Genomic DNA, 12,613 nt, shown 5'->3' on the forward strand with positions numbered 1-12,613 from the left:
TACGAGCCCAAAATCGGTCCCTGTATGCTAAATCAAAGCCCGATTGCATGGAAATCGGCACAGCCAAAACGGTAGATCAGACGTTCCTTTTCACAATGGTGGTTCTGCACCGCCGGTTTGAAGCCATTATCCGCGATATGATAAACGCGCTGTTCAAGTCCGGCCGTTCGGGCGTTCTGAACACCGCGATGGATTTTTCCTGCAGCCTGACGGACGACAAGTTCCAGACCGTGAGCCTGACGCTGGGTCTGCCGGTGCATGTGGGCGCCATCGACCTGATCCCGCGCGCCGTGGCCGAGAAATTCGGCGACGACATCCGGCCCGGCGACTGTTTCGTGAACAACAGCAGCTATCTGGGCAACACGCATTGCGCCGATTTCACCGTCTGCACCCCGGTCTTCGTGGGCGGCGAGGTGGCCTTCTACACCATCGCGCGCGCGCATCTGGGCGACATCGGCTTTCCGACCCCCACGACCTACAGCGCGCGGGCGCGGGATCTCTATGAAGAGGGGCTCACGCTGCCCTGCGTGCGCATCCAGCGCGATTACAAGGACGTGCCCGAGGTCATCGACATCTGCCGGGCCAACATCCGCGTGCCCGACCAGTTCTATGGCGACTACCTCGCGGTGCTGGCCGCGGTGCGCACCGGCGAGGCGCGGCTTCAGGCGCTGTGCGAGAAATACGGCATCGGGCGCCTCAAGTCCTTTCTGGATTCCTTCCAGAACTATGCCGAGCGCATGGCGGTCGAGGCCATCGGCAAGCTGCCGAAAGGGCGGACCACCAAGGAAATGCTCTACGATTCCGAGCTCGACGCCTATCCCGACGGCATTCCCATCCGGGCCACGATCGAGGTCGACCCGGACGCGGGGAATGTGACCATCGACCTGCGCGACAACATCGACAACCTGCCGCTGGGGATCAACATGACCGAAAGCACGACGCTGGCGTCGTGCATGACGGCGGTGCTGACCGTGCTCGGGCCGGACGTGCCCCGTTGCAGCGGCTCGTTCCGCCGGGTGAAGGTGCTGATGCGCGAGGGCTCCGCCATCGGCAAGCCGCGCTTTCCGGCGGCGACCTCGGCGGCCACCACCAATCTCTGCCAGGCGCTTGTGCCGCATCTTCAGTCGATGTTCGCGGAGATGCGCGACGGTCTTGGCACCGCCTATGGCACCAGCGGCATGCCCGGTTCCTGCGCGGTGGTCAGCGGCACCCATATCGGCGCGCCCGACCGTCCCTTCGTCAACCAGCTCATCCTCGGGCACTGGGGCGGGCCCGCGCTTTCGGGCCATGACGGCTGGCTGACCTACGGCAGCGGCGGCTCGCAGGGCATGCTGCTTCAGTCCAGCGTCGAGATGGTCGAGCAGCAGCAGCCGATCCTGATCGAGAAGCTCGAGGTCCGGCAGGATTCCGGCGGTGCCGGGCAATACGAAGGCGGGCCGGGATCGGAATGCATCATCCGTCCCCGCGCGGGGCAGGTGCGCTTTATCGCCAATACGGCGGCGCGGGCCTTTCCGCCCGAGGGCGTGCGCGGCGGGCAGCCGGCCGCGCCGATGTATGTCTACCGCCTCGACGCGGCGGGCGCGCAGCACCTGCTGCCGATCTCGGTCGATGTCACCATCGGGCCGGAGGAACGCTACCTGTCGCAAAGCTGCGGCGGCGGCGGATACGGCGACCCGCTCGACCGCGACCCCGAGAAGGTGCGGGCGGGTGTGCTGTCCGAGCGTATCTCGCGCGGGCGGGCAGAGCAGGTCTACGGGGTGATCCTTTCGGACAGCGGCGAGGTCGATCCGGCCGCAACCGAAACGCTGAGACAGAAACGACGCGCGGAAAGAGTGGCGACGGCATGAGAATTGACATTGCGGTAGACGTGGGTGGAACCTTCACGGATCTCATCCTGCGTGAATCTGGCGGCCGGGTCCGCTCTTACAAGGCGCCGACGACACCGGGCAGCATCGTGGACGGCATCCTCGACGGTCTGACCCTTATCGCGCAAAGCTACGGGATCGACCGGCCCGCGCTGCTGGCGCGCTGCGACAAGATCGCCTGCGGCACAACCGTGGCCACCAATGCGATCCTCGAGGGCACCTATGCCCGCACCGGGCTTTTGTGCACCGAAGGGTTCCGCGACACGCTGCTGATCCGCGAGGGCGGCAAGGACGGCCCCGACGCGATCCGCATCGCGATGGATTATCCCGAGCCCTATATCCCCAGACACCTGACCTTCGGCATCCGCGAACGCATCGACAGCGACGGCGGCGTGGTGACCGAGCTTGACGAAGGCAGCGTGCTCGATGCCATCGAACGGCTCAAGGCGCAGAAGGTCGAGGCCATCGCGGTCTGCCTGCTCTGGTCCATCGCCAACCCCGCGCATGAGCGCCGGATCGGCGAGCTGCTCGACGCGCATTGCCCCGAGATCCCCTACAGCCTCAGCCATTACACCTGCCCGACCCTGCGCGAATACCGGCGCAGCTCGACCACGGCCATCGACGCCTCGCTGAAGCCGGTGGTGCGCAGGGCGGTGAGCGAGCTGGAAGGCAAGCTGCGCGAGGCCGGGTTGCAGGGGCTGCTCACGCTGGTGACCTCCTCGGGCGGGCAGACCTCGCTGCAGGAGGCGATGGAGCGTCCGGTGGCGCTCTGCCTCTCCGGCCCGTCGGCGGCACCGGAGGCGGCCCGCACCAGCATCGCGGCGCAGGGCGCCGAAAGCTGCAACGCCATCGTGGTCGACATGGGCGGCACCAGTTTCGACATCAGCATCGTCAACGACTGGGACATCTCGATGCACCGCGAAGGCATCATCGCGGGCAATGCCTTCAGCATCCCGGCGGTCGAGGTGAACACCATCGGCTCGGGCGGCGGGTCGCTGGCCACGGTGGATGCGGGCGGGCTGATCCATGTCGGTCCGAAAAGCGCCAAATCCTATCCCGGCCCGGCCTGCTACGGCCGTGGCGGCACCCACGCCACGGTGACCGACGCCAATCTGGTGCGCGGCTTTCTCGACCCCGAGAGCTTTGCCAGCGGCACCATGACCCTCAGCCCCGGCAATGCCGAGGCGGCCATCAAGGCGGATGTCGCCGATCCGCTCGGGCTCGGGACCGAGGAGGCGGCGAGCCTCATCGGCTTCACCGTCGAGCAGGACATGGTGGCCGCCATCGAGGAGTTCACCGTGCGCCGGGGGATCGACCCTCGGGAATATGTCATGGTCGTCGGCGGTGCCGCGGCGGGGCTGCACGCGGTGCCGATTGCGCGCGAGCTGGGCATGAAGACGGTGCTGGTTCCCGCCACCGCCGGTGTGCTGAGCGCCTCGGGCATCCTGGTCAGCGACATCAAGTCGAGCTTTTCGCAAAGCCAGTACACGACAAGCGAAACGTTCGATTTCGACAGCGTCAACGCGATCCTGTCGAGCCTCGAGGCGCGGGCCGCCGAGTATCTGACGGGCATGAACGTGGCGCCCGCCGACCGCGAGATGCAGTTCACCGCCGAGGCGCGCTATCGCGGGCAGGTCTGGCAGCTGACGTTGCCGCTCGACGGGGCGCGGATCGAGGGGGAGGAGATGCTGGAGGCGCTGGTCGAGCGGTTCCACAAGCTGCACGAAAAGACCTATTTCGTGCGCGGCACCGATGCCATCGAGTTCACCGAATGGTCGGTGGCGGCCATCGGGCGCCTCAAGACCGGCCCGCTCGATCACGGCACCGCGCGCGAGGCCGATCTCGCCGGGCACAGCAAGGGTGTGCGGCAGGTCTATATCCGCGAGCTGGGCGGGCAGATCGAGGTGCCGGTCTATGACGGCAGCAAGCTGGTGCCCGGCACGCGGGTTGCCGGACCGGCGATCATCGACCAGCCGCTGACCTCGATCGTGCTTTATGCGGACACCATGGCGGAGATGGCGGATAACGGCACCGTCGAGATCACGGTCGGGTAGTGTGGACCGGATCGGGATGGCCGGGTCGTGGCTCCGCGGCTTGCGGGGCGCTTCGGGACACGCAGGAGCTGCAGTGTCCGACGGTCCTGATGCCGCCGCAGGCAGACAGGCGATAGCAGATCCGCATGTGGCATAAAAAATCGGCATTAGTCTTGCCCAAGGGCGGTCATATGCTTGAAATCGGGGCCTGACGGGCCAGAGCCAGCGCGGAAGGGGCACCCGATCCAGACGACACCGGACGCAAGTCCGGTGCGGTCGGCGCGGCGGGAGCCTGCTTCTCGCGACAACCGCTTGAGCTGCGGGAAGCGACCGGAGGTTCCGCGCCCGGCGTGTGTTTGCCGGGAGGAAGGCCCGAGGCGGGTACAAATGTCTGCAAACGGCGGGAGGCGGCGCGGACGGCAAAACGTGGATGCTGCTGGTCTTAGGGAGAGCCAGCCCAACAGGTAGGATCTATGACGAAACCCAATCCTCTCGAGAAGCTGTCGGACGCGATGCTGACGGCGGCGGCGGTTCCGGTGCTTGCGATGCTTGCCCACACGACCGCCGATGTGGGCATGAAATACCTCTTCAACCAGCCCATCGCGGGCACGCTCGAAATCGTCTCCTATTACTATATGGTCGGCATCGTCCTGATGCCGCTGGCGGCGGTCGAGCTGGCGCGGCGGTCCATCGACGTGGACCTGTTCTATGCCATGCTGCCCCGGCCGCTGCAGTTCGGCGTCATGGTCTTTGTCCTGCTGCTGAGCGCGTCGGCCTACGGCCTGCTGGCGGCGATCTCCTGGCCGGACGCGCTGCGCGCGATGGAGCGCCGCGAAATGGTGATGGGCGCGATCAACGTCACCATCTGGCCGGCGCGGTTCCTGTTGCCGCTGGCCATGTCGGTCTCGGCGCTGGTCTGCCTGATGTTATGTGTCCGTCTTCTGACCGACCGCGAGGCCGCGGCGCGGCTGCTGGCCAGCGGCAGCGCCGATTTCGAAGACGGGGTGGAATAACATGTCGCTGCTGGAAACCGGCTTTGTCAGCCTCGGCTGCGTCCTTGCCCTCATTGCCCTGCGCGTCCCCATTGGCATCGTGCTTCTGACCGTGTCGTTCGGCGGGGTCTGGGCGGGGCTTGGCTTCAACGTCGCGTGGGGGCTGTCCCGCGCGATCCCGTTCGAGATCATCGCGAACTGGAGCTTCAGCGCGGTGCCGATGTTCCTGCTCATGGGGTTTGTCGCAAGCAACTGCGGCCTGACACGCGGCATGTTCGCGGCGCTGCGCATCCTGCTGCGGCGGCTGCCGGGCGGTCTGGCCTGTTCGGGCGTGGCGGCCTCGGCGATGTTCGCGGCGGCCTCGGGCTCGTCGCTGGCGACCGCCGGGGCGATGTCGCGCATCGCCATCCCCGAGATGCTGCGCGCGGGCTATGACAAGTCGCTGGCCGCCGGGTCGATCGCGGCGGCGGGCACGCTGGGCTCGCTGATCCCGCCGTCGCTGCTGATGATCATCTTCGCGATCTTCGCGCAGGTCTCGGTCGGCAAGCTGTTCCTGGCGGGGTTCCTGCCCGGCCTCCTGTCGACCTTCATGTATATGCTCCTGATCGTCGTCCGGTGCCGGCTGCGCCCGGATCTCGCGCCCGCCATCGACTTCGAACCGACGCGCGAGGACAAGATCGCCGCGATCCGGGATGTCTGGCCGCTGCCGCTGCTGGTCCTCGGGGTGCTCGGCGGTATTTTCGCCGGGATCATGACCCCGACCGAAGCCGGTGCCGTCGGCGCCTCGCTCGCCCTGCTGATCGCGCTGTTCCGTCGGTCGCTGACCCTTGATGTGCTGAAAAAGTCGATCCGCGACACCGTCTTCGGGACAAGCACGATCTTCGTGATCGTGATCGGGGCCTCGCTCTTCACCAGCTTCATGGGGATGTCGGGTGTTCCGCGTGCGATCTCCAGCGTCATGGCCGAGATCGCGGGCGACAACGTGGTGCTGCTGGTTCTGATGATTGCCGTCGTCTACATCCTGATGGGCATGTTCATCGACTCCATCGGGATCATGCTGCTGACGCTGCCGATCTTCTTTCCGCTGCTTCAGCAGGCGAATGTGGATATGATCTGGTTCGGCATCATCGTGATCAAGCTGCTCGAAATCGGGCTGGTGACGCCGCCGGTGGGGCTCAACTGCTACGTGATGGCCTCGGCGCTCAAGGGCACGATTTCGTTGCAGCGGATCTTTCAGGGCGCCAGCTATTTCATCCTCATGGATATTGTGACGCTGGTTTTGCTGGTGCTGTTCCCGGCCATCTCGCTCTACCTTCCGTCTCTGATGCGATAGCGTCGCGCCGATCCCGGGGCGTTGTGCGGACCCGGCGACGCTGCCGGTGCTTTCCGGCGGCGGGGAGCCCTTCCGTGCAAGATTCGGAGCCGTCTCTAAGGGCTCGTTAGGAAATGCCAAGTAACAGTGCGGAAAGGCATTCTCTAACGACAGGCTCTTGGACTGATGAAATCGTTCTTCTTTCGGCTTCCGGTCCGCATCTATGCGGTGGTTGTGCTGGCGATCGCGCTTGCAAGCGTTCTGACGCTGGTGCTGCTGACGCGGGCCGTGGACAACGCCTATGCGATGCGGGAACGCGACCTGCGGGACATCACCGATACGGCGATCAGCCTGCTCGACGGGCTCGAGGGGCAGGTCCGGGACGGGACGCTCGATCTGGAGACCGCCCAGCAGCGCGGCCGTGCGCTGATGACGACGCTGCGCTTCGGCGACGCGGGCTATCTCTTTGTACTCGACCACGACTCCGTCATGCAGGTCCACCCGACGATCCCGGATTGGGTGGGCACCGACCAGTCCGGCTATACCGATGCCAAGGGGCTCAAGCTCTTTCAGGAAATGGTCCGTGTCGCCGAGCGCGATGGCCGCGGCGCCGTGCACTACTGGTTCCGCAAGCCCGATGCCCAGGAGCCGGAGCCCAAGATCGGCTATGTGCAGGATTACGCCCCCTGGGGATGGATCGTCGGCACGGGCTCCTATGTCTCCGATATTCGCCGCGATCTGGCGCATATGGTCTGGGTTTCGCTTGCGGTCCTGGCGGTCATCCTGATCGTGATGGGCACGGTTTCGTTCTTCCTGGTGCGCAGCGTGACCCGGCCGCTGGCGGCGATGAACCAGCGCATGGGCACATTGGCGGATGGCGACACGGCGAGCGATATTCCCGGCCTGTCCGCGCGCAGCGAGATCGGCGATATGGCACGCAGGGTGGATGTCTTCCGCACCGGGCTGATCCGCCAGAAGGAGCTCGAGCAGGAGGCGCAGGCGCGGTCGGCCGAACAGCAAGAGGTCGTCACGACGCTGAGCGGCGGGCTGATGGGACTGTCGCAGGGCGATCTGACGACGCGGCTCGAACGCCCCTTCCCGCCGGCCTATGAAAACCTTCGCCGCGATTTCAATGCCGCAATCGAACGCGTGTCCAACCTGGTGGGCGCCATTGTCGATGGGGTGCGGCTGATCATGTCCGAGACGGAGACGCTGGACCAGGCGGCACATGAGTTGAGCCGCCGGACCGAGACCCAGGCGGCCTCGCTGGAGGAAACCACCGCGGCGCTGCATGAGATCGTGGGCTCGGTGACCACCACGACGGGGGATGCCCGGGCCGCCGCCGAAAAGGCGACCCATGCGCGCGAGCGGTCGCGGACCGGCCATGGCGTGGTGCAGCAGACCATCGAGGCGATGCGCGGAATCGAAAAGAGCTCGGAGCAGATCTCGAGCATCACCGGCGTGATCGACGACATCGCCTTCCAGACCAATCTTCTGGCGCTGAACGCCGGGGTCGAAGCGGCCCGCGCCGGTGCGGCCGGGCGCGGGTTTGCCGTGGTTGCCGAGGAGGTGCGGGCGCTGGCGCAGCGCTCCTCCGACGCGGCGCGCCAGATCGCGCTGCTGATCGACAGCGCCGAGCAGCAGGTCAAGACAGGGGTGACCATGGTGGACGAATCCGGCGAGGCCCTGGACGACATCGCCCGCTCGGTCGATGAGCTCGAGACGATTGTCACGACCATCGCCACTTCGGCGAAGGAGCAATCGACCGGGCTGACCGAAATCACCTCGGCCGCGACGCAGCTCGATCAGGTGACGCAGCAGAACGCCGGCATGTTCGAACAGACCTCGGCGGCGACGCAGCGGCTGCGGGGCGAGGCGTCGGCGCTCGAACGCGATGCCGGGCAGTTCCGGCTGGCCCGCGATCCGGGGAGCAGCCGGGCGCCGGACAGGATGCGGCTGGTGTCGTGATCGGACAGGCCGGGCGCCTGTCCACACCGGAGGTGATCTGGCCGGCGCCGGGTTTGGCGGGGCCTGCCTCTTTTTTCGGAACAAGCGTGCCGAAAAATGGACTTCTCGCACAAAGCCCTTCATGCTGGGCGCGGCACTTGCGCCACTCATCCTCTCCGCTCCTTCCGGGTGAGGGCCACGGCTCTCCCTCCAGATCATGCTTGCCGATTTTCTCATTCTTCTCGCGCTCATCGCCCTGAACGGGCTGCTTGCCATGTCCGAACTGGCCATCGTCTCCGCGCGGCCGGCGCGGCTGCGCGCCCAGGCCGCGCGCGGCGTGCCGGGGGCGGAGGCAGCTTTGCGGCTTGCGGAAACGCCGGGCCGCTTCCTCTCGACAGTGCAGATCGGGATCACGCTGGTGGGGGTCGTGGCCGGGGCCGTCTCGGGCGCGACGCTGGGCAACCGCCTGGCAGAGCGGCTCGTCGGGATCGGTCTTCCGCCCGCGGTGGCGGAGCATCTCGGCGTCACGCTTGTCGTGCTCATAATCACCTATCTGTCGCTGGTCGCCGGAGAGCTGGTGCCGAAGCAGATCGCCCTTGCCGCACCGGAACGGATTGCGACCCGGGTCGCGCCGGCGATGCTGGTTCTGTCGCGGATCGCGGCGCCTGTGGTCTGGCTGCTCGACCGCTCCGGCAAACGGCTGCTGGCGCTGCTCGGGCAGTCCGGGGAGCGGGAAAACAGGGTCAGCGACGAGGATGTGCATCTGGTGATCTCCGAAGCCGAACATGCGGGGGTGCTCGAGAAGGAGGAAACTGCGCTGATCGGCGGCGTCATGCGGCTTGCCGACCGGCGCGCGCGGGGGCTGATGACGCCGCGCCACGAGGTCGAGATCGCGGAGGCGGGGGAATCGCTGGCGACGCTGCTCGAACGGTTCCGCGAGTCCGGCCATTCCCGTCTGCCGTATCGCGCCGGCGGCCCCGACGAGATCGCCGGAGTGCTGCACAGCCGCGACCTGCTCGCCGCGACGGAGGAGGGGTTCGACGCGGAGGCGCTGCTGCGCCCGGCCATCGCGATTCACGACGCGCTGCCGGCGCTGGAGGCCGTTGAGCAGCTTCGGGCGTCGCCGGGCCACATGCTGCTGGTCTATGACGAATACGGTCATTTCGACGGCATCATCACGCCGATGGATATTCTGGGCGCCATCGCCGGCGGCTTCGACGAGGCGAATCCGGAAGAGCCCGAGCTGGTGGAACGCGAGGACGGCTCTTTTCTGGTCGCGGGCTCCATGCCGGTGGACGAATTCGCCGCCCGCACCGGCTTGCGGCTCGAAGCGGAGGCCGCCTATGAGACCGTCGCGGGGCTGGTGCTGGAGCGTGTTCACGATCTGCCGCAGACCGGGCAGACCTTGCATATCGGCGACTGGCTGGTCGAAATCGTCGATATGGACGGGGTGCGAATCGACCGGCTTTTGGTCCGCCGCGCGCCGGTGCCCGAGGCGGGCCCGGCCAGCAGCGGGGCGAGCGAAAGCTGACCGTTTCAGACGGGTTTGATCTGGGTCATTCCGGTGTCGTGGACGGCATCTATGCTCGGCCTCAATAGCCCCCCGGAAGGATTGCGCGCAGGGCGCGTGCGGTTTCGAATTCCGGTCGCAAATCCCCGATAGACCCATGGGTGAGCCCGCCGCCTGCCGGCGGCTGCCCCCGGACGAAACGCCGACGATGCGCGGCCAGCAGAAGGTGAGAGACGATGCCGGGTCAGCCGGATGTACATGCACAGACCGTTGCGCAGGTGCTTGCCGCGCTCGAGACCTCGGAAGCGGGTCTGACGCAGGAAGAGGCACAGGCGCGCCTGCGGGCGCGGGGGCCGAACCGTTTGCCCGAGCCGCCGCAGCGCAGCGCGCTCCGGCGGTTCCTGCAACAGTTCAACAACGTGCTGATCTATGTGCTGATCGGCGCGGCGGTGGTCACGGCGGCGCTGCAGCACTGGGTGGACACCTCGGTGATCTTTGCGGTGGTGCTGGTCAATGCGGTGATCGGGGTCATTCAGGAAGGGCGGGCGGAACAGGCCATGGGCGCGATCCGGGGCATGCTCGCGCCGCATAGCGCCGCCTTGCGCGGGGGGCGGCGGGTCAGCCTCGATGCCGCCGATCTGGTGCCCGGCGACGTGGTTCTGCTCGAGGCGGGCGACCGGGTGCCCGCCGATCTGCGGCTGGTGCAGGCACGGGGGCTGAAGGCCGAAGAAGCCGTGCTGACCGGCGAATCCGTGCCTGTCGAAAAGAGCACCGGCCCGGCTGCCGCAGAGGCGGCGCTGGGCGACCGGACGTCGATGCTCTACAGCGGTACGCTGGTTGCGGCGGGCACCGCGCGGGGGGTGGTCACGGCCACCGGCGCGGCCACCGAGATCGGTCAGATCAGCGGGATGCTCTCCGGGGTCGAAACCCTGACCACGCCGATCGTGCACCAGATGGATCTTTTCGCGCGCTGGCTGACGGTGTTCATCCTGATCGTGGCGGCGAGCCTGCTCGCCTATGGCTATTACGTCGGGCATCAGGAATTCGGCGGGCTCTTCATGGCGGTGGTCGGCCTGTCGGTGGCGGCGATCCCCGAGGGGCTGCCGGCGGTGCTGACCATTACGCTGGCCGTGGGGGTGCGCGCCATGGCGAACCGCAACGCCATCGTCCGCCGCCTGCCGGCGATCGAGACGCTGGGGGCGGTGTCGGTGATCTGCTCGGACAAGACCGGAACCCTCACACGCAATGAGATGGCGGTGGCCTCGCTGGTTGCCGCCGAGCATCTCTATTCGGTCGATAGCAACGGCTATGCGCCCGAGGGCGCCGTCCGCTGGCGCGATGCCGACGCGGACCCGTCAGAGCATGCGGTTCTGGGCGAATTCGCCCGCGTGGCGGGGCTGTGCAGCGACGCGGTTCTGCACGAGGACGCGGCCGGCTGGCGGGTCGAGGGCGACCCGATGGAGGGCGCGCTTGTGGCGCTCGCGGGCAAGGTCACCGGCGCGGGGGCGGACCCCTTTTCGGAATGGCGGCGCCTTGATGCGATCCCCTTCGACGCGGCGCATCGTTACATGGCGGTGCTGCATCGCGATCCCGGCGGGCGGCGGCAGATCCACGCCAAGGGCGCCCCCGAGGCAGTGCTGACGCTTTGCGCCGACCAGCGCATGCCCGGCGGCGGGACGGCGCCGCTCGATACCGCCCATTGGCATCGCGCGGTCGAGGAATTGGCCGCCGAGGGTCAGCGTGTGATCGCGGTGGCCGCCGGAGAGATGCCCGAAGGCGACGCCCCGTTCGAGATGGGGCGGATGGCCGGGCGTCTGACCCTGATCGGACTGATCGGCCTTGTCGATCCGCCGCGTCCCGAGGCGGTGGCCGCGGTGGCCGAGTGCCAGGCGGCGGGGATCGCGGTGAAGATGATCACCGGAGACCATGCGGCGACCGCGCGGGCCATCGGCGCGCGCATCGGCCTTGTGCATCACGACCGGGTTCTGACCGGCGCCGACATCGAGGCGCTCGACGACAGCGAGCTGGCCGATGCCGCGCTGGCCACCGACATCTTCGCGCGCACCTCGCCCGCGCATAAGCTGCGGCTGGTGGCGGCGCTGCAATCGCGCGGGCTGACCGTGGCGATGACCGGCGACGGGGTGAACGACGCGCCGGCGCTGAAGCGCGCCGATGCGGGCATTGCCATGGGGCGCAAGGGCAGCGAAGCGGCCAAGGAGGCCGCCGAGCTGGTGCTGGCCGACGACAATTTCGCCACCATCGCGGCGGCGGTGCGCGAGGGGCGGACGGTCTACGACAACATCAAGAAGGTGATCAGCTGGAACCTGCCCACCAGCGCGGGCGAGGCGATGACCATCGTCGTCGCGCTGTTCCTTGGCATGACCCTGCCGATCACGGCGGTTCAGATCCTCTGGGTGAACCTCATCACCGCGATCACGCTGGGGCTGGCGCTTGCCTTCGAACCGTCCGAGCCCGGCTCCATGCGCCGCCCGCCCCGCCCGCGCGGCGAATCCCTGCTGACCGGTGGGCTGCTCTGGCACATCGTTCTGGTGTCGCTGCTGTTCGTCGTCGCGGTGTTCGGGGTCTACGCCTACGCCATCGACAAGGGCCATGCGCCGGCGCTGGCGCAGACCATGGCGATGAACATGCTGGTGGTGCTCGAAGTCTTCCACCTGTTCTTCATTCGCAACATCTATGGCACGTCGCTGACCTGGGCGGCGGTGCGGGGCACCAGGGTGGTCTGGTTCAGCGTGATCTCGGTGACGGCGGCGCAATTCGCGGTGACCTATCTGCCGCCGTTGCAGGCGGTGTTCGGCACCCATCCGGTGCCGCTGGCCGACGGGCTGCTGATCGTGGCGGTGGGGGCGGTCTTCTTTGCGCTGATCGAGACGGAAAAGCAGATGCGCCTCGCGTTCCGGCGCACCGGCCCCGGCGCATGAGCGCGTGTCAATGCC

7 protein-coding genes are annotated in these 12,613 nt (G+C 67.3%); all 7 read left to right on the forward strand.

The genetic code is table 11. The features are described from left to right. Positions 1-95: 95 nt before the first annotated feature. A complete protein-coding gene (locus tag M4578_RS08270; protein ID WP_258092975.1) occupies positions 96-1,847 on the forward strand; it encodes a hydantoinase B/oxoprolinase family protein in 1,752 nt (583 codons plus the stop codon). Further along, positions 1,844-3,919: a hydantoinase/oxoprolinase family protein gene (locus M4578_RS08275; RefSeq protein WP_258092976.1), complete on the forward strand. Its 2,076-nt coding sequence runs from the start codon at positions 1,844-1,846 to the stop codon at positions 3,917-3,919. The genes M4578_RS08270 and M4578_RS08275 overlap by 4 nt, the downstream gene beginning before the upstream one ends. 452 nt (positions 3,920-4,371) lie before the next feature. Continuing rightward, positions 4,372-4,911: a TRAP transporter small permease subunit gene (locus tag M4578_RS08280; RefSeq protein ID WP_258092977.1), complete on the forward strand. Its 540-nt coding sequence runs from the start codon at positions 4,372-4,374 to the stop codon at positions 4,909-4,911. A 1-nt stretch (position 4,912) separates the two neighbouring features. Continuing rightward, positions 4,913-6,223 carry a TRAP transporter large permease gene (locus tag M4578_RS08285; protein ID WP_258092978.1) on the forward strand — a complete coding sequence of 437 codons (1,311 nt, stop codon included), beginning with the start codon at positions 4,913-4,915 and terminating at the stop codon, positions 6,221-6,223. A gap of 165 nt (positions 6,224-6,388) precedes the next feature. After that, the gene (locus tag M4578_RS08290) at positions 6,389-8,170 is read left to right on the forward strand and encodes a methyl-accepting chemotaxis protein (RefSeq protein ID WP_258092979.1); all 1,782 of its coding nucleotides are present in this window, start codon (positions 6,389-6,391) and stop codon (positions 8,168-8,170) included. Between the two features lie 196 nt (positions 8,171-8,366). Next, positions 8,367-9,680 carry a hemolysin family protein gene (locus M4578_RS08295; protein ID WP_258092980.1) on the forward strand — a complete coding sequence of 438 codons (1,314 nt, stop codon included), beginning with the start codon at positions 8,367-8,369 and terminating at the stop codon, positions 9,678-9,680. A 215-nt stretch (positions 9,681-9,895) separates the two neighbouring features. Further along, on the forward strand, positions 9,896-12,598 hold the full coding sequence (locus tag M4578_RS08300) for a cation-transporting P-type ATPase (RefSeq protein ID WP_258092981.1): 2,703 nt from the start codon (positions 9,896-9,898) through the stop codon (positions 12,596-12,598). Positions 12,599-12,613: the final 15 nt, after the last annotated feature.

The sequence above is a fragment of the Salipiger pentaromativorans genome (assembly GCF_024721115.1).
GTDB classification, from domain to species: Bacteria; Pseudomonadota; Alphaproteobacteria; order Rhodobacterales; family Rhodobacteraceae; genus Salipiger; species Salipiger pentaromativorans.